The 21,329-nt window shown below is 62.3% G+C and carries 20 protein-coding genes and 2 pseudogenes; 8 read left to right on the top strand and 14 right to left on the bottom strand.

The genetic code is table 11. The features are described from left to right. Window positions 1-564: 564 nt before the first annotated feature. Window positions 565-1,539, bottom strand: a complete 975-nt coding sequence (locus WJ542_RS29870) for a LysR family transcriptional regulator (protein ID WP_411193145.1) — start codon at window positions 1,537-1,539, stop codon at window positions 565-567. An 81-nt stretch (window positions 1,540-1,620) separates the two neighbouring features. On the opposite strand from WJ542_RS29870, the gene WJ542_RS29865 reads away from it, so the two are divergent. The 7 genes and pseudogenes from WJ542_RS29865 (at window position 1,621) to WJ542_RS29835 (ending at window position 7,597) form a co-directional block, all read left to right on the top strand. Further along, complete coding sequence (locus tag WJ542_RS29865; protein ID WP_411193144.1) at window positions 1,621-2,151, top strand: SRPBCC family protein; 531 nt, start codon at window positions 1,621-1,623, stop codon at window positions 2,149-2,151. Further along, a pseudogene (locus tag WJ542_RS29860) lies at window positions 2,148-2,804 on the top strand (zinc-dependent alcohol dehydrogenase family protein); the annotation flags it as partial. The gene WJ542_RS29865 and the pseudogene WJ542_RS29860, both read left to right, overlap by 4 nt. Before the next feature lie 100 nt (window positions 2,805-2,904). Further along, entirely contained in the window at window positions 2,905-3,402 is a 498-nt protein-coding gene (locus tag WJ542_RS29855; RefSeq protein ID WP_411193143.1) for a pyridoxamine 5'-phosphate oxidase family protein, read from the top strand. Window positions 3,403-3,724: 322 nt separating this feature from the next. Beyond that, on the top strand, window positions 3,725-4,750 hold the full coding sequence (locus WJ542_RS29850) for an amidohydrolase family protein (RefSeq protein WP_411193142.1): 1,026 nt from the start codon (window positions 3,725-3,727) through the stop codon (window positions 4,748-4,750). A gap of 2 nt (window positions 4,751-4,752) precedes the next feature. Then, window positions 4,753-5,436, top strand: a complete 684-nt coding sequence (gene ligK, locus WJ542_RS29845; RefSeq protein ID WP_411193141.1) for a 4-carboxy-4-hydroxy-2-oxoadipate aldolase/oxaloacetate decarboxylase — start codon at window positions 4,753-4,755, stop codon at window positions 5,434-5,436. 11 nt (window positions 5,437-5,447) lie between these two features. Further along, window positions 5,448-6,176, top strand: coding sequence for a substrate-binding domain-containing protein (locus tag WJ542_RS29840; RefSeq protein ID WP_411193140.1), 729 nt, complete (start codon window positions 5,448-5,450; stop codon window positions 6,174-6,176). 71 nt (window positions 6,177-6,247) lie between these two features. Continuing rightward, a complete protein-coding gene (locus tag WJ542_RS29835) occupies window positions 6,248-7,597 on the top strand; it encodes an MFS transporter (protein WP_411193139.1) in 1,350 nt (449 codons plus the stop codon). Between the two features lie 27 nt (window positions 7,598-7,624). Here the strand turns inward: WJ542_RS29835 and WJ542_RS29830 are convergent, their stop codons facing one another. The 5 genes from WJ542_RS29830 to WJ542_RS29810 form a co-directional block, all read right to left on the bottom strand. Beyond that, complete coding sequence (locus tag WJ542_RS29830) at window positions 7,625-8,572, bottom strand: LysR family transcriptional regulator (protein ID WP_411193138.1); 948 nt, start codon at window positions 8,570-8,572, stop codon at window positions 7,625-7,627. Between the two features lie 81 nt (window positions 8,573-8,653). Beyond that, window positions 8,654-9,904, bottom strand: coding sequence for an acyl-CoA dehydrogenase family protein (locus WJ542_RS29825; protein WP_411193137.1), 1,251 nt, complete (start codon window positions 9,902-9,904; stop codon window positions 8,654-8,656). A gap of 24 nt (window positions 9,905-9,928) precedes the next feature. After that, window positions 9,929-10,693 carry an SDR family oxidoreductase gene (locus tag WJ542_RS29820; protein WP_411193136.1) on the bottom strand — a complete coding sequence of 255 codons (765 nt, stop codon included), beginning with the start codon at window positions 10,691-10,693 and terminating at the stop codon, window positions 9,929-9,931. 37 nt (window positions 10,694-10,730) lie between these two features. Further along, complete coding sequence (locus tag WJ542_RS29815) at window positions 10,731-11,759, bottom strand: phosphotransferase (protein WP_411193135.1); 1,029 nt, start codon at window positions 11,757-11,759, stop codon at window positions 10,731-10,733. A 47-nt stretch (window positions 11,760-11,806) separates the two neighbouring features. Beyond that, entirely contained in the window at window positions 11,807-12,481 is a 675-nt protein-coding gene (locus WJ542_RS29810) for a histidine phosphatase family protein (protein ID WP_411193134.1), read from the bottom strand. Window positions 12,482-12,721: 240 nt separating this feature from the next. Between WJ542_RS29810 and WJ542_RS29805 the strand changes: the two genes are divergently transcribed. Then, entirely contained in the window at window positions 12,722-13,498 is a 777-nt protein-coding gene (locus tag WJ542_RS29805; protein ID WP_411193133.1) for a hypothetical protein, read from the top strand. Between the two features lie 148 nt (window positions 13,499-13,646). On the opposite strand, the gene WJ542_RS29800 is transcribed toward WJ542_RS29805, so the two are convergent. The 8 genes and pseudogenes from WJ542_RS29800 to WJ542_RS29765 all read right to left on the bottom strand — a co-directional run. Next, complete coding sequence (locus tag WJ542_RS29800; protein ID WP_411193132.1) at window positions 13,647-15,413, bottom strand: ShlB/FhaC/HecB family hemolysin secretion/activation protein; 1,767 nt, start codon at window positions 15,411-15,413, stop codon at window positions 13,647-13,649. Between the two features lie 98 nt (window positions 15,414-15,511). Next, the gene (locus tag WJ542_RS29795) at window positions 15,512-15,928 is read right to left on the bottom strand and encodes a hypothetical protein (protein WP_411193131.1); all 417 of its coding nucleotides are present in this window, start codon (window positions 15,926-15,928) and stop codon (window positions 15,512-15,514) included. A 298-nt stretch (window positions 15,929-16,226) separates the two neighbouring features. Further along, window positions 16,227-16,478, bottom strand: a complete 252-nt coding sequence (locus WJ542_RS29790) for a hypothetical protein (protein WP_411193130.1) — start codon at window positions 16,476-16,478, stop codon at window positions 16,227-16,229. Continuing rightward, window positions 16,475-17,911 carry a hypothetical protein gene (locus tag WJ542_RS29785; protein ID WP_411193129.1) on the bottom strand — a complete coding sequence of 479 codons (1,437 nt, stop codon included), beginning with the start codon at window positions 17,909-17,911 and terminating at the stop codon, window positions 16,475-16,477. The genes WJ542_RS29790 and WJ542_RS29785 overlap by 4 nt, the downstream gene beginning before the upstream one ends. A 14-nt stretch (window positions 17,912-17,925) precedes the next feature. Further along, the gene (locus tag WJ542_RS29780) at window positions 17,926-18,180 is read right to left on the bottom strand and encodes a hypothetical protein (protein WP_411193128.1); all 255 of its coding nucleotides are present in this window, start codon (window positions 18,178-18,180) and stop codon (window positions 17,926-17,928) included. Further along, a complete protein-coding gene (locus WJ542_RS29775) occupies window positions 18,177-19,391 on the bottom strand; it encodes a hypothetical protein (RefSeq protein ID WP_462848400.1) in 1,215 nt (404 codons plus the stop codon). The genes WJ542_RS29780 and WJ542_RS29775 overlap by 4 nt, the downstream gene beginning before the upstream one ends. Then, entirely contained in the window at window positions 19,388-19,759 is a 372-nt protein-coding gene (locus tag WJ542_RS29770; protein WP_411193127.1) for a DUF6984 family protein, read from the bottom strand. The genes WJ542_RS29775 and WJ542_RS29770 overlap by 4 nt, the downstream gene beginning before the upstream one ends. 246 nt (window positions 19,760-20,005) lie before the next feature. Continuing rightward, window positions 20,006-21,323 (bottom strand): annotated as a pseudogene (locus WJ542_RS29765) (hemagglutinin repeat-containing protein); the annotation flags it as partial. Between the last annotated feature and the right edge of the window lie 6 nt (window positions 21,324-21,329).

Raw genomic sequence — 21,329 nt, 5'->3', positions numbered from 1 at the left:
AGATGATGATGCATCGAGTTATCGGCTGGCAAAAAAATTGTAGTCAATAAATCTGGCCCTTTGCATGCGAAAGATCTTGACAAAAATGGCAATGGGGCGGGGTTAACCAGTGTCGTGCCCGGTTTCCCCTTGTTTTTCGCATAAAGGGTAAATACGGATTTTGGTCTTGTGAATTTGACGGCATTCACGCCCGGAGAAGCCGCGAAACCTCTGACCGCTTTGCAGTCGCAGGTGAAACGCCGGTGATGCGTCAGAATTTTTTGAGGAAGGCCTGCGGCGCCGATGGGCAGAGGGCAGACGGAGAGGAGCGGCTACCCGCTAACGCTTCATGCCGAGCAAAATCGCCGTCATGGTCATTACACGGTCACGGAATGGTTGCCGCGCGAAGTGAAGCAGCCGCGCGCGGGGTTCTGCTGCGGCGCATCAGCCATCTCGTCGTCGCGGCTGCTGTGACTCATGACCTGACGGTGGTAACGCGAAATGTCGACGACTTCGCCAGTACAGATACCCGCGTGCTAACCCTCTTCAAAGGGTAGCGTCGGAGAGGGGCAACCGGAAAGCGCATCACCTTCTTTCAGGCTTGGTCCCTGTTGCCTTACGCCGTCGCCTGGCAGCGCCCGATGCCCGCTCGTCAGGCAAATCCACACAGGTCCTGAAAAGCAGTTCCCGCACCCAGCGATGCCCCGCGTCGTGATGCCTACGCTCATGCCACACCGCATATTTCGTGAATCCCGGTATGTCGAGCGGCGGCTCGAACTGCACGAGGCCATCGGCATGCGAGGTCAGCCGGCCAGGCACCACGGCGATCAGGTCGCTCTGGCGCAGGATCTCGGGCAATACAAGAAAGCTCGTCACCGAAAGGGTAACGCGCCGCGCGCGCCCGAGCCGGGCCAACGCTTCGTCGGTTACCCCTTCGAAGCTGCCACCTGTGTAGGACACCAAAGCATGGTCCAGCGCGCAGAACCGGTCCAGCGTGAGCCGGCCTTTCGCGGCGCCGGGATGATCCGCACGCATGATGCAGATGTAGCGTTCCTCGAAGAGGCGCCGCGCGTGCAGATCCGCCGCGGTACTTTCCAGCGTGACCAGCGCCAGGTCGATCTCGCCGCGTTCCAGTTGCGCGTGCAGTCGCGCGTCCTGAACGGGCAGCACGGCAACGCGAATGCCGGGCGCCTCGCGTCGGAGCACCGAAAGAAAAGGCGCGACGACGGCGCGCAGCGCGTAGTCGGTGGCGGCGATGGTCAGCACCATGCTGGCAGTGACGGGATTGAACGCGGCCGGCCGCAGCAAGCCCTCGATTTCGCTCAGGATCTGCTTGACGGGGACCGCCAGTTCCAGCGCGCGAGCGGTCGGCACGATGCCGCGCTGGGTGCGCACGAACAGCGGATCGCCGAAGCGCTCTCGCAGGCGCGTAAGCATGCCGCTTACGGCAGGCTGGGTCAGCGAGAGCCGCGCCGCCGCGCGTGTGACATTGCGTTCGTCGAGCAGGGCATCCAGCGCCTTGAGGAGATTCAGGTCCATTGTCCTGATATCACTGTTCATGATGACAAAAATAGATATTCGCGATTAGATTTATTTCAGCATAACGCCCATCATGAGCGGTGTCCATCAAGGAGCTGGCGAATGAAAATGAACGCAATCCTCTGGCCCGAGGGCTATGTGCCGGGCTTTACCGACAACTACGCTTCGAACGAAGTGATCGTGGCGGGCCTGAGCGCGGCCGACGTCTGGCCGCTGCTGGGCGCGCCGTCGAGCTGGCCTGCTTACTACGCGAATTCGGCGAACGTCCGCTTTTACGATGGTAAAGGCCTCGAGCTGGAAAATGGCGCACGCTTTTACTTCGAGACCTTCGGATTCCCGGTGGAGGCACAGTGCAACGAATACGTTCCGCCGGCCGGCGGCCAGCCGGGTCGCGTGGCCTGGCACGGCTGGGCGGGCGAGGAAGGTGCCGAAGCGCGTCTCGACGTGCACCACGCGTGGCTCGTGGAGGATCTCGACGGCGGGCGCGTGCGCATCCTCACGCAGGAGACCCAGAAGGGCAAGCCGGCGCAGGAACTGCACAAGACCAAACCGAACCCGATGATCAACGGTCATCAGGACTGGCTGGACGGGCTCGTCGCGGCGGCCCGCAAGGAGAAGGAGAATCAATCATGAAGGCCATCGTCGTCAAGGCGCCGGGCGGTCTCGATCGCCTGGAAGTTCGCGATCTGCCCGACCCGGGGCAGCCCGGCGCAGGTGAGATTCGCGTCGCACTGCACGCCACTTCGCTGAATTTCCACGACCTGCTGGTCGCCAACGGCAGCATCCCGGCCGCCGACGGCCGCGTGCCGATGGCCGACGGCGCCGGCGTGGTTGAGGCCGTGGGCGCCGGGGTCACGGAGTTTCAGCCCGGCGATCGTGTGGTGTCCTGCTTTTTTCCGCAGTGGCCGGCCGGGCCTGCGTTCGACGCCGTGGGCAGTTTCGCCGGTACACCCGGCGATGGTATCGACGGCTACGCCGCGCAGTACGCGGTGCGGCCGGCCAGTGCTTTTACTCACGCTCCGCGCGGCTGGAGCCACGCGGAAGCGGCGACGATCACGACTGCCGGACTCACCGCCTGGCGCGCGCTGGTGGGCGACGCTCAGTTGAAGGCGGGCGATGTCGTGTTGACCCGCGGCACGGGCGGCGTTTCGATCATGGCGTTGCAGATCGCGAAAGCGATGGGCGCGCAGGTCACCGTCACGTCCTCGTCCGACGACAAGCTCGAACGCGCTCGCGCATTGGGGGCCGACCACGGCATCAACTACCGCCAGCACGCCGACTGGGCAAGGTCGTGGCCGAATGGTGAGCGCGATTCGGTTCGCCTTGCGTCGAGGTGTCTGCGTCGAGTCTAATGGAACGTCGACAGCTTGAGGCAAGGAGAAACCGATGGACGAACGCGAGGCCGTGCGCAACGCGGCGCCTGGCACGGCCGCACTACCGCAGCCGGTGTTGCAGAAGCTCGACGGCGACCATCTTGCAGCGAGCCTCGGCGAGGCGATTCGTCTTTCGACGCTCGGCCCCGATGGCTGGCCGCATGCGGCCCAACTGAGTGTCGGCGAGATGCTGGCCGTGGGGCCGGCCGAGCTGCTCGTTGCGATCTGGCCGCAGTCGAATACGGCCCGGAATTTGCAGCGCGATGGGCGGTTGACGCTGTCGCTCGCTCACGACGGCGCGCTGCTGGAGATACGCGGCCGCGCGAGCGTCGCGGCGGAGCATCAGACGGCGCTCGATCTCACCGTGTTCCGGGTGGCGATCGAGGCAGTCGACGAGCATCGCGCGAAATACGCAGAGGTACTAAGCGGCGTGACGTTCCGCCTGCACGAGCCGGAGAGGGTGCTCGCGCGCTGGCGCGAGCAGATCGCGATGCTGCGCGGCTTTGCCTGAGCGAGGCTTGCCCATACCGCCGACGCGGCGATTGCGAACTCTTTCACGCGGTATCGATTCTGTTTATGGGAGACCGTGCGCGCGGGTGGATCGCGGGCATGTTCGTACGCTTTCGCCGCTAGCCGCGACCAGCCTTGTCCCGCAAGGCGCGGCGCCCTGCGCGGGAGGCATCGCGCGTGCCGTTCCAGGCCACGGACGGCCCCCGCGACAGCCCTGATTTCTGGTTAACCCCGTATAGCCGGACCGCTGGCCGGCTCCCTATCTTCATGTTCGATCTGTCGCGACCGCTCGCCAGGGCGGCGCGAACGCCAAAGGATGGTTCATGATTATCGATATCCACGGTCACTACACGACAGCGCCCAAGGCGCTGGAGGCCTGGCGGAACCGCCAGGTCGCGGGCATTACCCATCCGGCCGAAATGCCCCGGGCTTCCGAACTGAAGATCGGCGACGACGAGCTGCGCGAATCGATCGAGCAGAATCAGTTGCGCCTCATGCGCGAGCGCGGTCTCGACCTCACGGTGTTCAGCCCGCGCGCGAGCTTCATGGCGCATCACATCGGCGACTTCGAGGTGTCGAGCACCTGGGCCGCGATCTGCAACGAACTGTGCTACCGCGTGAGCCAGTTGTTTCCGCAGCATTTCATTCCGGCCGCGATGCTGCCGCAGAGTCCCGGCGTGGACGTCGCCACCTGCATTCCCGAGCTCGTGAAGTGCGTGGAGCAGTACGGCAACGTGGCGCTCAACCTCAATCCCGACCCGTCGGGTGGGCACTGGACGAGCCCGCCGCTCTCCGACCGCTATTGGTATCCGCTCTACGAGAAGATGGTGGAGTACGACATCCCGGCGATGGTGCACGTGAGCACGAGCTGCAACGCGTGTTTCCACACCACGGGCGCGCACTACCTGAACGCGGACACGACGGCGTTCATGCAATGCCTCACGTCGGACCTGTTCCGCGATTTTCCCACGCTCAGGTTCGTGATCCCGCATGGCGGCGGCGCCGTGCCGTACCACTGGGGTCGTTTCCGTGGTCTTGCGCAGGAGCTGAAGAAGCCGCTGCTCGAAACGCATCTGCTGAACAACCTCTTCTTCGATACCTGCGTCTATCACCAGCCGGGCATCGATCTGCTGACCAAAGTGATTCCTGCCGACAACATCCTGTTCGCGAGCGAAATGATAGGCGCCGTGCGCGGTATCGATCCGCAAACGGGACACTATTTCGACGATACGAAGCGCTATATTGAGGCATCCGAAATGAATCCCGATCAGCGCTACAAGATTTACGAAGGCAACGCGCGGCGCGTGTATCCGCGCCTTGATGCCGCGCTCAAGGCACAAGGACGCTGACCATGTACGAACTCGGAGTCGTTTATCGCAACATCGCGCGCGCGGACAGCCGTGCCGCTGATGGGCTCGGCGCGCTCGGCAGCGCGACCGTGCACGAAGCCATGGGCCGCACGGGCCTCATGAAGCCGTATATGCGGCCCATCTACGCCGGCGCGCACGCGTGGGGCACGGCGGTCACGGTGCTGCTGCATCCCGGCGACAACTGGATGCTGCACGTGGCGGCCGAACAGATCCGCCCCGGCGACGTGGTGGTGGCGGGCGTCACGGCGGATTGCACCGACGGCTACTTCGGTGATCTGCTCGCCACGAGCTTCAAGGCGCGCGGCGCGCGGGCACTCGTCATCGACGGCGGCGTGCGCGACGTGAGCGTCTTGCAGCACATGGACTTCCCGGTGTGGAGCAAGGCGATTTCGGCCAAAGGGACGATCAAGGCGACGCTCGGCTCGGTGAACATTCCGGTGGTCTGCGCGGGCGCGCTCGTGCACCCGGGCGACGTGATCGTGGCCGATAGCGACGGCGTGGCGGTCGTGCCCGCCGCGAAGGCGCTGGATACGCTGGACAAGGCCAGCGCGCGCGAGGCGCTGGAGGAAGAGAAGCGCGCGAAGCTGGCCTCGGGCGTGCTTGGCCTCGACATGTACAAGATGCGTGAGCCGCTCGAAAAGCTGGGCCTGCGCTACATCGACTGAGGGCGGCAATCATGGCACGGCAGCCCTCGCTCATGGGTATTTCGTCGATGGCGACGCGTCTCGTTCTGGCGGATTTCGTCGAGGCCTGGCGCTCGCGATTCGCCGGAAACGAGGCAACGGCTCCGTACATCGAGTCGGTGGGCGGCGTGGAAGCGGCGCGCCGCGTAGCGGAAGGCGAGCCGTTCGATTTCGTGGTGCTTGCCGACGATGCGCTCGCGCGTCTGGGTACGCAAAGGCACGTCGACCTGGGCACGCGGGTCGAGGTGGCGCGCTCGGGCGTGGCGATCGCCGTGCCGGCCGGCGCGCCGGCCGTTGTGCCACTTCCCGCCCTGCACGACGAGGACGCCGTGCGCCGCGCAGTGCGGGAGGCTCGTCGCATCGGCTATTCGACGGGACCGAGCGGCGCGCATCTCGCGACGCTGCTCGATCGCTGGGGCATGGCGAAGACCGTTGCCGATCGCCTCGTGCAGGCGCCGCCGGGGGTGCCGGTGGCCTCGCTGCTCGCACGCGGCGAGGTGGACCTGGGTTTTCAGCAGTTCAGCGAACTCGTCAACGTTCCGGGTGTGCAGATTGCCGGCGCGCTGCCGGACGACATCCAGCTCGTGACCGTGTTTGCCGCCGCGTGCACCGCCGCAACTTCGCAGCGCGCGGCCGTGCAGGCTTTCCTTGACTTTGTCGGCGCACCGCAAGGCGACGGGATCCGGCAGCGCCACGGCATGGAGGCGCCTGTGCGCGCCTGAAGCGGTTGGGATTGGAAAAGCGTATGCCGCTTCGGTGGCGGATCTCACTACAAAGAGAGAGGAGACAACAGATGTCGACCAGCAAGACGATTGATATCAAGGCGTTCATCGACGAACGCCCCATTTCGGCCTGGCAGTGGCTATTGGTGGCGCTGTGCTTTCTTGCCGTGACGGCGGACGGGATGGACGTGGCCATCATGGGATTCGTGGCGCCTTCCGTCATTCACGAGTGGGCCATTTCGCGGCCGGCGTTCGGGCTCGTCATGAGCACCGCGCCCATTGGCCTCGTGATCGGCGCGCTGACCGCGGGTCCGGCTTCGGACCGCATCGGCCGCAAATGGGTGCTCGTGGCTTCCGTGTTTTTGTTCGGTGTCTTTACGATCCTCACTGCGTTCACGCAGTCGCCGGCATCGATGGCCCTGCTGCGGATTCTGAGCGGCATCGGCCTGGGCGCGGCCATGCCCAATTCGACGACGCTGCTCTCGGAGTACTCGCCGCAACGCAAGCGCGCACTCCTCATCACGATTATGTTCACGGGCTTCAATCTGGGCTCGGCCTTGATCGGGTTTGCCGCCGGCTGGCTCATTCCGGCGCACGGCTGGCGCGCCGTGCTGATTTTCGGGGGTGCCGTGCCGCTTGCGCTCGTGCCGCTGCAGATCTGGCTGCTGCCCGAGTCGGCGCGTCTTCTCGCCGTGCGCGGCGCTTCGCCGGTGCGCATTGGCGCGGTTCTCGGCCGGGTCACGGGGGCGCGCTTCAACGGCAACGAGACCTTCGTTTCGAACGAACCGCCGCTGCCCACCCGCAAGCCCATTGGCGTGCTGTTCTCGCACGGCTACGGGGTGATGACGATCGCCCTGTGGGTAACGTATTTCATGGGACTGCTCGTCATCTATCTGCTGACCGGCTGGCTGCCCACGCTGATCAAGGACGCGGGCCTTTCCGTGACCGTGGCGGCCAACGTGACGGCCATGTTCCAGATTGGCGGGACGATCGGCGCGGTGCTCGTGGGCTGGGTCATGGACAAGGCGCGCCCCGCGCGCGTCATCAGCCTCGCGTACGTTGGCGGCGGAATCTGCGTGCTGGTGCTCGGTGCGATGGGGGCGTTGTCCTCGTCACTCGCACTGCTCGTGTTCGCGGCCGGCTTCTGCATGAGCGGCGCGCAAACGGGCCTCAACGCCTACGCGCCAGGACGCTACCCGACTGTCGCGCGTGCGACGGGGGTTAGCTGGATGCTGGGCATGGGCCGCTTCGGCAGCATTTTCGGCTCCGCCATCGGCGGCGCGCTGCTGGGACTTGGCTGGCAATTCGGCGCCGTGCTCGGGATGCTTGCCGTGCCGGCCGTCCTCGCGGCCATCGGCATACTCGTTTCGCAACGCACAGTGAGTGCGGAGCCGGCGGCGCAAATGCGCGCCGCGCAGTGAGCGCTGTGACCGGGCCGCTACGGGATGCTACGTGAGGGCGCGCGCCCTGCGGCGTTTGCGCTCCGGCTGTTCCGGCACACTGGCGCGCTCGCTCAACAGGTCGATCACCTTGCGGCGTAGCCAGATGCTGGCCTGATCCTGTTCGCTGCTGCGATGCCAGTACAGATGCCATTCGAGCCGCGGGAGCCCGAATGGCAATTCCAGAATTCGCGCGTCGTGCCGTTGCAGAAGCTGGACCGGCGCGGTCAGCGCGAGATCGGTGCGCAGCGCCACGAGCGGTGCCACCATGTAGTGCTGCACGCGCATCTGGATGCGTCGCGCCTTGCCGAGTTTCTTCAGCTCCGCATCCACGAACCCGCTTCCCTGGCGGCGGCTCGACACCTGGATATGGCCGAGCGCCAGGTAGTCGTCGAGGCTCAGCGTGTCGCCCGCGAACGGGTGGTCGTGGCGCAGCAGGCAGGCGTAACGGTCGCTTCCTAGCGGCAGCGTATGCAACTGCGGGTCGTCGATCAGCGGCACGTCGATGGCAAAATCGATCTTGCCGGTCGCGAGCGCAGTGGACAGTTCGCTGCGCGGCGTGAAATAGCATTCGAGGCTCATGCCCGGCGCCTGTTGCTGAAGCAGTTCGCCGAGTGCGGGCAGCAAAATCGCTTCCGTCAAATCCGGCATGCTCAGACGAAAGGTGCGCTCCGAAGTGGCCGGCACAAAGACGTCGCCTTCGGTCGCGCTGGCCTCCAGCAATTGCAGCGCCTCGCGCACGCGGCCGATGATGTTTTCGGTGAGCGGCGTGGGCACCATGCCGGACGGCGTGCTCACGAAGAGCGGATCGTTGAACGCCTTGCGCATGCGGGCCAGCGCATTGCTGACCGCGGGCTGGGTGATGAAAAGCGCCTCTGCGGCGCGGGTCAGATTGCGCTTTTCGTAGATCGACTCGAATACGACGAACAGGTTCAGATCCAGCTTCGGTGAACGCATCTCACTGCCTCCGTTTGCCCGCCATCATAAACGAGAGGTGTCGTGGCGATGCGTCCGGCCGGATCGTTGCCGCTCAGTGCTTCAGTCGCGCGGCGGGATGTTGAGGTAGGCCGCCGTCGAGCCGAGCCGCTCCTTGCCCCCGCCGATCTCCATGCGGGCGATGGCCTGGAGGTGGACTTCGTCCGGGCCGTCGGCGAAGCGCAGGGCGCGGCCCCAGGTCCAATGATCGGCGAGCGGCGTGTCGGGGCTCAGGCCCATGGCGCCGAACACCTGCATCGCGCGGTCGCAGACCGTGGTGTGGACCTGCGGAATCAATGCCTTGATCATCGAAATTTCTTTGCGCGCCGCTTTCGCGCCCACTTCGTCCAGGAGCCATGCCGTTTTCAGCACGAGCAGCCGGGCCTGCTCGATTTCGATGCGCGACTTCGCAATCCATTCGCCCACCGTGCCGTGCTGATGCAGATACTTGCCGAACGCCTTGCGCTCCTGGGCACGCTCGATCATCAGTTCGAGCGCCAGTTCCGCCGCACCGATCGAGCGCATGCAGTGGTGAATGCGTCCCGGCCCGAGCCGTGCCTGCGCGAGCGCGAAGCCGCTGCCTTCTTCGCCGAGCAGATTCGATGCGGGCACGCGGACGTTCCTGAACGTCACCTCACAATGGCCTTCCGGGGAAACGTGATTCATGACCGGAATATTGCGCACGATCGTCACGCCCGGGGTGTTCGCCGGCACGAGAATCATGCTCTGCTGATGGTGGCTTTCGGCATCGGGGTCGGTCTTCCCCATGACGATGAAGAGCTTGCAGTTCGGATGCGCCGCATTCGTGATGAACCACTTGCGGCCATTGATCACATAGTCGTCGTTGTCGCGCCGGATCGACGTCGTGATGTTCGTGGCGTCGGAAGAGGGGACGTCCGGCTCGGTCATCGCGAAGGCCGAGCGGATCTTGCCTTCCAGCAGCGGTACGAGCCACTGATCGCGTTGCGCGGGCGTTGCGAACATGTGCAGCAGTTCCATGTTGCCGGTATCGGGCGCGTTGCAGTTGAACACCTCGGGTGCCCAGGAGATCCGGCCCATGACTTCGGCGAGCGGGGCATATTCGAGGTTCGTGAGGCGCGTGCCCGACTCGTCGTCCTTCAGGTGCGGCAGGAAGAGGTTCCACAGGCCTTCGGCTTTGGCGATGGCCTTGAGGTCTTCCATGAACGATACGGGATAGTGCCCCGCGTGTACCTCTTCGAGCCATTGCCGGTGGCGCGGCACGATATGTTCGTCCATGAAGCCGCGCACGCGGCGTAGCAGGTCTTCAACCTTGGGGCTATAAGCGAAATTCATGTCGGGTTCCTTCCTTGCGGAGTACTAGATCGTCAGGCCACCGTCGACGACGATGCATTCGCCGTTCGTGTAGCTCGACGCATCGGAGACGAGATAGAGCACGGTGCCGGCCATCTCGCGCGGTTCGCCATGGCGGCGCAGCGGGATCTCGCTGATCCAGCGTTCGTAGATCTCCTTGTTCTCGAACAGCGCACCAGCGAACTTCGTTTTCGTGAGGCCAGGCAACAGCGCATTGACCCGGATGCCGAACGGTCCGCACTCCTTCGCGAATGCCCTGGTCATGTTGACGACCGCGGCTTTTGTGATCGAGTAGATGCCCTGCATGTCGCCGGGCTGCAGCGCGTTGACCGAGGCCGTATTGACGATGGCGCCGCCGCCCTGCGCCTTCATCATCCTGCCGGCTTCCACCGACATGAAGAAGTAGCCGCGCACGTTCACTTCGACGGTCTTGTTGTAGGCGGAGAGGTCCGTGTCGAGGATATGGCCGAAGTAGGGGTTGGCCGCCGCGTTGTTGACGAGAATGTCGAGGCGGCCATGCTTTTCGCGGATATGGGCGAAGATGGCCGCGATGTCTTCCATGCGGCCGACGTGGCATGCGAAGGCTTCGGCGCTCTTGCCGTTTGCGCGCAGGCTTGCGGCAACCGCTTCGCAGTCGTCGAGCTTGCGGCTCGAGACGATCACATGAGCGCCTTGTTCGGCCAGCAGCGTTGCGATGGCTTCGCCGATACCGCGACTGGCGCCGGTCACGAGGGCGATTTTGCCCGTGAGGTCAAAGAGGTTCGTGCTCAATGTCGTTTCCCTAGTTCGGGTTGAATGGCTTGGTGTGTCAGGCGAGCAGGTCCGCGGCGAGCCTGGCGAGCGGCTCGACCATCCCGCCCACCTCGTGAGCATCGGTGCTCGAAGCGTTGCCCTGCATGGCGCGCGCCTTTACGCCCTGGGCAATCGAGGCAAGCCGGAAGAAACTGAACGCCAGATAGAAGTTCCAGTTGGCGATGCCGGGCAGGCAGCATAGTTCGCAGTACTGCGCAACGATCTCGTCTTCCTCGGGAATACCGAGTGCGGCGCGGTCCTGACCGCGCAGTCCCATGATGTGCCCCTTCGAAGGCAAACGCAGGCACATGCAGAAGTAGGCGAGGTCCGCGAGCGGATTGCCCAGCGTCGAGAGTTCCCAATCGAGCACCGCGCGTACGCGCGGCGCGTCGCTGGCGAAGACGAGGTTATCGATGCGGAAGTCGCCGTGCACGAGGGCAGGGCGCTGGCCGTCGGGAGGGCAATGCGCCGGCAGCCAGTCGATCAGCGCTTCCATCGACGCCAGGCGCTCCGTCTCGGCGGCCCGGTATTGCCGCGTCCAGAGCTCGATCTGACGCTGGAAATAGTTGCCGGGACGCCCGTAATCGGCGAGATCCACAGCGTCGATATCGACGTTATGCAGCGCAGCGAGCGTCGCGACGATCGACGCGTAATAGTCGCGCCGCGCTTCGCGGTCTACCTCGGGAAGCGCCGGGCTCCAGAAGATGCGTCCTTCTTCGTAGCTCATCAGATAGAACATGCTGCCGATCACTGCGCGGTCCTCGCACAGATGCACGGCCTGGGCGACCGGCACCGGCGTGGGTGCGAGCGCTTTGAGCACGCGGAATTCACGATCGACGGCGTGCGCCGACTTGAGCAACTCACCGGGCGGCTGGCGGCGCAGCACATAACGGCCGCCGGGAGTGTCGAGCAGAAAGGTCGGGTTGGACTGGCCGCCCGCGAACTTCGTTGCGCGGACCGGACCGCGAAAGCCGGGAAGGTGCTGTTGCAGATACGGCGTGAGCCGCTCGACGTCGAGCGGGAGGCTGGAGTGTTCGCTGGTCATGGACTTCACTGCGGGATTTCGCTGCATGTCGGGTGAACGACGGGGGATCAACCGTAGGTCTGGAACTCGCGGCGTTGCGGGTCATCGAGGTGCGAAACGACATTGAAGCTCGACAACTGAAACGTTTCGCGGTTGAAGAAGCAATGGGTGACGCTGCTATTGCGGATCTGCATGTTCAGCGCGATGGCCGTCGCGGCCGGCGCGTGCAGGATCTGCTGCGTCAGCGCGCCGATTACGCCGCCCGACGTGATCGCCAGTACGCGCTGGGCGTCGCTCTGCTGGATCGCCGCGCGCGCGTCGGCCACGCGCTGCTGGAAGGCTTGCCACGTTTCGGGCACGCGTGCATCGAGCGCACCTTCGGCCCATAAATGGAGGACCTGGCGCAGGGCCTTGAAGAAACCGCGCGGATTACCGTTGACGGCCTCGGCGAGGCTGCGATGTTCGTCGCCGAGGGCGCGAAAGAGCGCGTGGAAATCGTATTCGTCCAGCCCCGGATGAATGTCGCATGCCGCGGGCAGGCCGGGCAGCGCATGCCGGATCGCATCGAGCGTCTGCGCGTGGCGCCGCAGCGTGCCGCTGACGATCCGGTCGAAGCGAATGCCGTTGCGGGCAAAGTGCTCGCCGAGCCAGACGCATTGCTGCTCGCCTGGGGTCGAAAGCTGGTCGTAGTTGTCGGCGCCGAGCGACGCTTGCCCGTGCCGCACCAGATAGAGTTCCGCCATCGCAAAGTCCGCCGGAAAAAGGATTGAGCCAGCATAGCGATGGCGCGGGTATTGATGAAGTTTATTTTTTTAATATGCTGGCATTCATCGTAATGATGATTGTCATAAGCGCAATTTCATCGGCAAGCCGGTTATGACGAGAAATGGTTTGTCAGACACGGTGACTGCCCGCAATATCTGGGGGTACGAAACCCTTACTACATACGGCAAGGCGAGTGCTCTCCGCGTCGTTCGCTCATCATGGATCTTCTGGTTTTCAAGCTCGTCGTTACCCCGCTGTTGCTGCTGGCCGCAAGTCTTGCCGTTCGCCGCTGGGGCGAAGCGGTGGGCGGATTGCTGGTGGGCCTGCCGCTCACTTCGGGGCCGATCTCCGTGTTTCTGGCGCTGGAGCATGGGCCTGCGTTTGCCGCGCAGGCCACGGCGGGGTCGCTCGTCGCCACGGCTGCACAAGCGGCCTTTTGCCTTGCCTATTGCCGGCTGGCGATCCGGGGATGGTCCGTGGCCCTTGCCGGCGCCTGCGCGACGTTTGCCGTCGTGGCCATCCTCCTGCAACGCAGTGCGCTACCGGAAACGGGCCTGTTCGCGGTTGCCATTCTTGCCGCCGCCCTCGCGCTCAGTCTCATTCCCCACAAGGCCGGCAAAAGCGGCCGGCTCGATCCGCCGTGGTGGGATTTGCCCTCGCGCATGGTGCTCATCGCCACGCTCGTGGTCAGCGTCACGATGATTGCGTCTTATGTCGGTCCTGAAGCGAGCGGCGTGCTGGCGTCGTTCCCGTTCATGGCCATCATTCTGGCGGTCTTCGCCCATCGCATGATCGGTCAAGCCGCTGCGCAGCAATTGATGCGCGGCATGGTGGCGGGGCTGCTGGGCTTTGCTGCGTTCTTCTATGTCCTGAGCCTGGCGTTGCCGCGCGTGAACCTGCCGGTTGCGTACGGCAGCGCGATTCTTTGCACGCTCGTGATCCAGGCGGTCTCGTTCTACCGGATGCGCGTTCCGGTCACTTTGCCCGCGGATTAGTCTCGCGCGGGCGCCATGGCTGGACTGGGCGCCCTTAAATCGCGTATCGCGATCGGACTCGCCATGAAGCGGGCATGTCAGACCTTCTGCGCGGGAAGCGGCGGTAGTATGGCGCGCGAAAGCATATGGCGTTTTCCCCTGTTCATCGTCAAAACTGCCCCATGACCTGGAACCCCAGTGTCACGCGGGCGGTATCGAACCCGTCCGGCTTGTAGATCGGCGTGCCCGCGAAGAGGTCCCAGGAGAGCGTGCCGATACGGATGGGCAGACCGCCCCGGATGCCGATGACGGCCCCCGCCAGTTGTGTTCCGACCAGCACTTCGGTACCGGGGCCGAAAACATGGCCGTAGTCGATGCCCGCGTAGAGCGATTGTCCCGTTTGTCCGACAGGCCATTGCAGTTCGTTGCGCCAGTAGAAGCCGCGCCCGGCGGCGAGCATCTGTTCGCCGTCGAAGCCGCGCACCGTATAGCGCCCGCCGATGCTCAGGTCGTCGATGTAGAACAGCGTGTCGCCGGTGTACTGGCCGTGCACGGTAGCCACGTAGCGCAGCGGTTGGCTACCGACCGCGAACGGCACCGAGAGATTCGCGTCGAGCGTCGCCATGTGGAAGCGGTATGTGGCCATCTGCGGCGTGCCGTCGCCGGCGTCCGGGTCGGGCGTTGCCCCGAGCCCCCCGATACCCTGGCGGTACGCGAGCGTGCCATCGAATTGAGCGGCGCCGAAATAATGCCGGTCGGTCACACCGCCTTCGATGAACGTGTTGTTGCGGTCCTGTTGCGGAATCGTCGTGTCCGCGATGAAGCTCGCGCCCCAGCGCTTGATCAACTGGAATTCGAGGCCGAGTACGTCGTTCTGGCTGCGGCTGATGACCCGCTGGATTTTCAGGGCTGCTGTCTGCGCATTGCCGCTCGATACGAAGGCCTGGTTCGCGGTCGCGATCTGCTGGTAGTACGTGTTCGTGTTGCCGTAGAGCGTGGCCGTCCAGTAGCCCCAGGGGATCGAATACGAACCGTTGAAGCCGTGCGAACCCAGGCCATGATCGGCAAATTCGAGGTCCTGGTTCGCACCGACCGTAAAGATGTCGTTCAGGCCGAGCGGATTGTCGATGCCGAGCGATACGTTGCCCTGCAGTCTGCCGGTGGCGCGCTGGCCCGAGTTGTCGACCGAGGCGACGAAGGTCCAGGGCTTCGAGCGCTTCACGGTGATGTCGACGTCGCTTTCGCCAGGCACAGTGCCGGGCACGATCGGCATGGTGGCGTCCTGGCTTGCCGGGCGCTTCATCTGCTCCAGGCCCTGTTCAAGATCGCGCAACTGGAGCACGTCGCCGTCGCGCGCGGGAAACGCGCTCTTCCAGGTGCCGCGCGTGGACGGGTCCACGAACCCCAGATGACGGATGACGCCGGGGATGAGGGAGAATTTCAGTGTGCCTTTAGACAGGTCCTGCGGTGCGAGCAGGACGCGCGTGGTGACGTAGCCCCGGCTCAGGATTTCGCGCTGCAGACCTTTAGTGAGTACGTCGAGGCCCTGCCTGCCGATGCATTGACCCCGGTAGTGCTGCAACCAGTCGTGCAGGAATGCGAACCGGTCCATCGGCAATGCCGAAGCGCCCCTGGCGCGCTGTGCCTCGGGCAGTGTATCGGGCACCTCGACCGCGAATGTGTCGATGCGAAAGCACGGAGTTTCGGCGGGCAGGACCGGCCATGCGCCTGCTGCCGGCGCTGCCGAGAGGACAGCGGGCGCGGCGACGGTGGCCGCGCGCTGCTGCGCGTCGCGTTGCTGCTGGAGCTGCTGGTTTTGCAGCGCGTTTGCGCGGGCGGCAGCGGCAACATCGGGCGGGGTCTCTTGCGCGTGGGAGGCGAGTGTAACCAGGGCTGTGAGCGGCAGCGCCGCCATCAGCCTCTTTGAGGTTTTCATGTTGATGAAAAATAGTGCAGAATAATTACAGGGTGTGATTTTTGATAAATTTGGATTGCTTATGATATATAGAGGTGAGCGCCGTTCAAACACCATCTTTAAGATTGTCCTTTTAAGACGTCACGTCCTCTCCATAGAGAAACCAATCCAGCTATGCCGATACAGATTGAGAGGCTCGGAAAGAAGCTAGGTCGAATAATCAATGTCAGAACATTCATGGAAAGGTTCGTCAGAAACATCGCCATTGCCATGCGCCAAACGAATTTTGTGTAAGTTGACAAGTTCACGCCTAACAGGAAGTAGGCGACAGAAAAAGCCAAGTCCGTCACTACACCATTAAGCGTTACGAAAAGGCGTTGCAGCGTCGTAGCCTGGGAGGCAAGCGGAATAGAGGAAAAATTCGCGACCAGAATGATCGCTGCAATTATCTGAAATGTCGCGAATATGTAAAATGCAACCTGCGCCGCAAAAAACCTGTCATCAGGAATAAAAGTACTTGATTTTGATTCGCTCATTTATTGATTCCACCCTCTCGAAGGTAACCTGATTTTGCGTGCCAAATAAAGTCTGCAAATTTTAACGCTTCTCGATATACCAATTTTGAGATTCAAGTTGCATCCGGCGTAAGACGCACCGAATCGGGAGCAAACGTCCTTTTGTTTGCCGTTAAGTTCCACATTCATCATAAAAATCCGAAGTAATTTCTCATTTTGGATATCATAGTTTGTTTGGACGGTGTGAGGTGCAGCAGCAGACAGTAACCGCTGCATCACATTCCTAGAAAATGATGCTGTACTTGTCCGAAAGCGAGAACTAACCCAAGCGTGGCCGATTAATCACGTCAAGCAAATTCTCCAACTCCCGGCCGTAATCATTGGGTTCGAAATTCAGTTGAATACCTTTCATCATGAACTCGTCATTGATGATCCCGCAAACCCATTCAATGTCCTTCGGGTCTATATAACCGTTCTCAAGGTTTTCAAAAATATCGGAATTTTTCCCCGAGTCCTTGGTACGTAGCACACCAAGAATATTCTTTTGGCGAGTCGTAAGAGTGATTTTCATTTTTTAACTCCAGCGGCACTTGTGCCCCACGTAGTGACAACGTTCCCTTGTTCGTTCACAACGACCGTTGCATTTTGGCCTATGTATTTGAACGTCGGTCCATACGCGCTAGGCACATATTGAATGTTAGTAGGATTGGAAAATGCATCATTGACGGCAGCCTGATTAACGCCAATGCCTCCATTCCGACCTGCGATTTGCTCAAGAGCATGATTGGAATAGCTAGTAATCGCCGTGGGCGCCGTAGCTCCTGCTGCCTCCTCAGCGGAAAGTTGCATGCTGAGGCGTGCAGCTTGAAGTGAGCTTTGTGCAGCTTGTTCGGCAAGGCTACTTTCCCCTGCTGTGAGTATACCGACGCCCGCGTCAACGAGAGAGCCAACTGCCAGCGCCGCCGCAGCGCCGTAATTACCGTTCGCAAATGCTGTCTGCGCCTGGTCGGCCAATTGTTTGCCTGGCACAAGGTTAAGCGTGGCTTGGCCAAATTCTTTCGCATACTGAACAAAGCTAGCCTGGTTCTGAGCGGCCGCCAGATCGCTTTTCGCCTGCTCATTACCCTTGTCGTTGTGCTGGTTGTAGAGATCGACGTTCGAGGCCGTTGCGGCTCCCGCCGTGCCCCCAATCAGCGCACCGCCCAATCCTGACAGGACATTCCCGGCGAGGTTACCAAGCAACGATGAACTTGTTGCATCAGTGACCGAATTGCCAGCCGCCTTCGTCTGGTCGGCCAGCTTCGACACTAGCCCCGCACCCAGCGCACCGCCTGCCGCTGAGAACATGCTACCGCCTCCGAGGCCGCCAATGAGTGCACTGCCTACCGCCTGCAGTTCCGCGCGCGAATCACCACCTTCCATCCACTGATTGGCCTGGGCTGCATCCGCCGCCACGGCAACCGTGTCGCCATTGGTCGCATCCACCTTGGCCTGGGTGACCGCCGCATCACGCTTGCTGTCCGCATACTGTCCGATACCCTGCGCGACGACCTGACCCGCTGCCTGTGCCGCCTGCGTCGTATCCGCCTGCTGGTTGAGCAGGGTGTTCACATCGGGCGTATTCGCAACCGTGCCGTTGGTGTTCGTCGTGTCGCGGCTCAGGTTCGCCACGTCCTGCGTCTGCGCACCGGGATTCGTGACGTTGATCGTGCCCGCACTGATTGCGCTGCGCGTTGTCGCGCTCTGGTCCCCATTGGCGTCCTGCGACATCATCGGCGCGATACTACCGGTGCCGCTCACCGAGCCGGGGCCGATCAGGCGACTGACGATGATGGATACACCATCGAGTAAGTCGGGTTTGCCCATGTCCTTCAGGCAAAGGTCAACTGCCTGGGACGGGTGCAGGACCAGCGCTAGGGGCTTGCACCCATTGAGAACGATGTAACGCTCGATGCCGTCCTCAATGAGTGTCCACGGCCCACAGGCTAGATCGAATGCTTTCATGGAACCACACCCCGCTATCTTTCGTCTTCCTTATCACCATCGTCCTTTGCCTTGTAGTTGTCACGGCTTCTTAACGCCAGCAACTCTCTAACCAACTGAAACGTAATTCCGCCAAACAGAATTACATACAGCGGCATTCCTGCCATCGCGGGACGCCACCCTGCACCTTGTGCTATAGACACAATGGCGAAGGCACCAAAGATTCCGAGTAAGGAAAAGTACGCAATTGCGTAACGACGTATTATTTTTGTTCGCTGCTCGCTGTTCATTGCTTAGATATCCTGTTCTGAATTGCTGTCTGAACTGGTCCAGCTGCACCTTGTATCATCTGATTCAGGTAGTTTCCCATTGCCCCTGGAAGGGCAGCTTTTGCGCCAGAACCTAGAGCTGATGCAAGTGTTGCACCGGCTGCCGCACCATCTGGGTTACTGCCCGTCATTCCCGCAGTGCCGAACGAACCGACACCACTCACGACAGCGTTATAGCCATTTGCGGCAATTTTCCCGACCGTACCCATTTGTGCAATTGCGGCATCACCTACCGCAAGCGGTGTAGCTAATCCCGCGACGATTCCTGCGATATATGAGTTTGTAAAGCTAGGCGCATCCTTTGATTGTCCGCTCAAGTAGTTGTAGGTGGCCCCGCCGAAATCGGTCACAAAACCCCAACTAGCGGCCACCACAGCTTCCGGGCCAAGCGCAGCTACGGCAACCGCAGGAACTCCATACAAGGCTTCAGTTTTCATGTTGTCCGATGCGACCTGCGCATTCGCTCCCTCGGCATTAACGGCTGCCATCGCGAGGGATGGATCGCACGGCCCCGAAGCGTTACAGACCTTCGACAACAGGCTCTTTTTGTTGTCCAGGCTCTGGTTGTAGAGTTGCACAGCCGAACCCGTCGCCGCGCCTGCCGTTCCTCCAATGATGGCCCCACCCAGACCCGCAGCAATATTGCCCGCGAGGTCGCCGATCAGTTCCGAGCCCGTCGCCGAGCTTACACCGTTCGCGATATCCGCCAGCCCCGGCGCAGCCTTCGACGCAAAGCCTGCACCCGCAGCACCGCCAATCGTGCTGAATGCGCTCCCGCCACCCAGGCCACCAATCAGCGCACCGCCCGCGGCCTGAGCCAGCGCGCGGCTGTTGCCACCTTCATCCCACGCCGCCGCCGTCGTCGCATCCGTCGCCGTATCGCGCTTGTAGTCCGCATACGCGCCGATACCCTGCGCGACGACCTGACCCGCTGCCTGCGCCGCCTGCATCGTGTCGGCCTGCTGGTTGAGCAGGGTGTTCACGTCGGGCGTATTCGCAACCGTGCCGTTGGTGTTGGTCGTGTCGCGACTCAGATTCGCCACGTCCTGCGTCTGCGCGCCGTGATTCGTGACGTTGATCGCGCCCGCGCTGATCACGCTACGTGTCGTCGCACTCTGGTCCCCGTTGGCGTCCTGCGACATCATCGGCGCGATACTACCGGTGCCGCTCACCGAGCCTGCCCCCAACTAAGAAGGAATTTTTCTGGATCGTATGTTGCCGTAGCTTTTGTCCCATCATCCTTGTAAATATCAAGTTCCGCTATGAGGCCCGCCTTTAGAAGGAGAATGAAATTAATATATGGGTTCGAGATCGCAGTAGCGTCGATGTCTTCTTGCTGTCCAGTCACTAATGGACCGCTAACATCAGCATACGGAACTGCTTCGGAAATATAAAATTCAAGGGAGCCATATTCATCAATGCGCCTCACGTAGGCAGATTCAATTTGCCTTATTAAATTTTCATTCTTTTCTAGCACTGAAATTAGCTTCATCACAATACTTTTCTCCAGTGAGGTAAGAGGTCTAAAATTTTTGTCCAATTTAAAATCTCTTTACTTGTAAAAGTACGTGCCGATGTTCACGTCGCCGTTGGGCAACGGATACGCTCTATAAAGATAGTTTTGGGTTTGCCCCCAAAACGGCCCACCTATAATATTCAAAGGTGGCAGACTTCCCAAAATCTCGGCGCGAGCAGCGACAGGATCGGAAACGTGACGATCTCCGTGCCCCCAATGTACCTGCTGATTGTAGAGGTATACATTCGATGCTGTAGATGCGCCTGCGGTGCCGCCCACCAGCGCGCCACCAACGCCCGCCGCCACATTCCCAGCCAGATTGCCGAGTAGGGTCGATCCGGTCTCGGACGTAACATTATTCGCCAAGCTTGCCAGTTCGGGCGCGTACTTAGAGGTCAAACCCGCAGCGAGTCCGCCGCCCACTGCCGTAAAGACGCTACCACCTCCGAGGCCACCGATGAGCGCGCCGCCCGCAGCGTGCAGCAGGGCGCGGTTGTCCCCCCCTTCAGCCCACGAGTCGGCTTCCGCCTGATACTGTGTGGCTAACGCCGTATCTCCCGCCTTCGTTGCTGCATCAGCCGCACCCTGGGCCACGTCCTGCTTTTCAGTGGCATACATGCCAATACCCTGCGCCACGACCTGGCCCGCTGCCTGCGCCGCCTGTATCGTGTCCGCCTGCTGGTTGAGCAGGGTGTTCACATCGGGCGTATTCGATACCGTGCCGTTGGTGTTCGTCGTGTCGCGACTCAGATTCGCCACGTCCTGCGTCTGCGCGCTGAAGCTCGCGCTGCCGCCGGCCTCGCTGATACTGAACCCGCCACCCGCGCTGCTCTGGTGTGCTGCGCTCGTCGTCGTATCCTGTACGCTCGCGATATTGAGGTCGCCGCCTACGGCCGCCGTCACCTGGTTTCCCGCGACCTGCGAGCCGGTGATGTTCGTGTCGCCGCCGCTCAGGATCGTGACGCTGTTCGTGCCTGTAACGTGCGAGGCATTCTGCGTCGCCGCATCGCTGTTCGCGTCACCGTGCGCGTTCTGCATCGAGGCCGAGACCCCGAAGCCGTTCGTGGTGAGGGACACGCCCACGCTCGCCCCGGACGACGAATTCGAGCTGCGCGTCGAATCGGTGTTCGTCGTATTCACGATGTTGACCTGGTTCGCCGCGGCCAGCACGACATCGCTGGCACTCACGTTCGAACCGGCAATCGTCACATTACCGCTACCCGCCGTGCCGTTGCCCGTCGCGACGAAGGTGGTCGTGCCGCCCGCCTGCACGTTCGAACCCACCTGCGTCGTCTGGTCCTCCGACGACTGGCTCTGGCTGTGGCTCGACCCGACACTGACCTGCACGCCGATGCTCGGTGCGCCCGCCGCCTGGGAGACTCCGGTTGTCGCCATCTGGTACGCGCCGTAGCCCGCCAGCGCCGCATCCGCCCACCGCCGCAATCGCATGCAAGGCGTCGGCACGTCCATTGCTGTTGCCGCTCGCGAGCGACTGACCCTGCTGGTACGCACCGTTGATCGCATCCCCGATGCTGCCACCCAGGCCGATGCTCAGATCGTGCCGGTGTTCTGGACGCTGGCGGCACTGATGCCA

The organism is Paraburkholderia yinzeri, assembly GCF_046581065.1.
Taxonomy (GTDB): domain Bacteria; phylum Pseudomonadota; class Gammaproteobacteria; order Burkholderiales; family Burkholderiaceae; genus Paraburkholderia.
Note: the sequence above shows the minus strand (reverse complement) of the source record. Positions and strands in the feature narration are given on the sequence as shown.

Bases quoted from the DNA above. Each gene is read 5' to 3' on its own strand.
- WJ542_RS29870 (WP_411193145.1), bottom strand. From the start codon at position 1,539: ATGAACAGTGATATCAGGACAATGGACCTGAATCTCCTCAAGGCGCTG.
- WJ542_RS29865 (WP_411193144.1), top strand. From the start codon at position 1,621: ATGAAAATGAACGCAATCCTCTGGCCCGAGGGCTATGTGCCGGGCTTT.
- WJ542_RS29855 (WP_411193143.1), top strand. From the start codon at position 2,905: ATGGACGAACGCGAGGCCGTGCGCAACGCGGCGCCTGGCACGGCCGCA.
- WJ542_RS29850 (WP_411193142.1), top strand. From the start codon at position 3,725: ATGATTATCGATATCCACGGTCACTACACGACAGCGCCCAAGGCGCTG.
- ligK (WP_411193141.1), top strand. From the start codon at position 4,753: ATGTACGAACTCGGAGTCGTTTATCGCAACATCGCGCGCGCGGACAGC.
- WJ542_RS29840 (WP_411193140.1), top strand. From the start codon at position 5,448: ATGGCACGGCAGCCCTCGCTCATGGGTATTTCGTCGATGGCGACGCGT.
- WJ542_RS29835 (WP_411193139.1), top strand. From the start codon at position 6,248: ATGTCGACCAGCAAGACGATTGATATCAAGGCGTTCATCGACGAACGC.
- WJ542_RS29830 (WP_411193138.1), bottom strand. From the start codon at position 8,572: ATGCGTTCACCGAAGCTGGATCTGAACCTGTTCGTCGTATTCGAGTCG.
- WJ542_RS29825 (WP_411193137.1), bottom strand. From the start codon at position 9,904: ATGAATTTCGCTTATAGCCCCAAGGTTGAAGACCTGCTACGCCGCGTG.
- WJ542_RS29815 (WP_411193135.1), bottom strand. From the start codon at position 11,759: ATGACCAGCGAACACTCCAGCCTCCCGCTCGACGTCGAGCGGCTCACG.
- WJ542_RS29810 (WP_411193134.1), bottom strand. From the start codon at position 12,481: ATGGCGGAACTCTATCTGGTGCGGCACGGGCAAGCGTCGCTCGGCGCC.
- WJ542_RS29805 (WP_411193133.1), top strand. From the start codon at position 12,722: ATGGATCTTCTGGTTTTCAAGCTCGTCGTTACCCCGCTGTTGCTGCTG.
- WJ542_RS29800 (WP_411193132.1), bottom strand. From the start codon at position 15,413: ATGAAAACCTCAAAGAGGCTGATGGCGGCGCTGCCGCTCACAGCCCTG.
- WJ542_RS29795 (WP_411193131.1), bottom strand. From the start codon at position 15,928: ATGAGCGAATCAAAATCAAGTACTTTTATTCCTGATGACAGGTTTTTT.
- WJ542_RS29790 (WP_411193130.1), bottom strand. From the start codon at position 16,478: ATGAAAATCACTCTTACGACTCGCCAAAAGAATATTCTTGGTGTGCTA.
- WJ542_RS29785 (WP_411193129.1), bottom strand. From the start codon at position 17,911: ATGAAAGCATTCGATCTAGCCTGTGGGCCGTGGACACTCATTGAGGAC.
- WJ542_RS29780 (WP_411193128.1), bottom strand. From the start codon at position 18,180: ATGAACAGCGAGCAGCGAACAAAAATAATACGTCGTTACGCAATTGCG.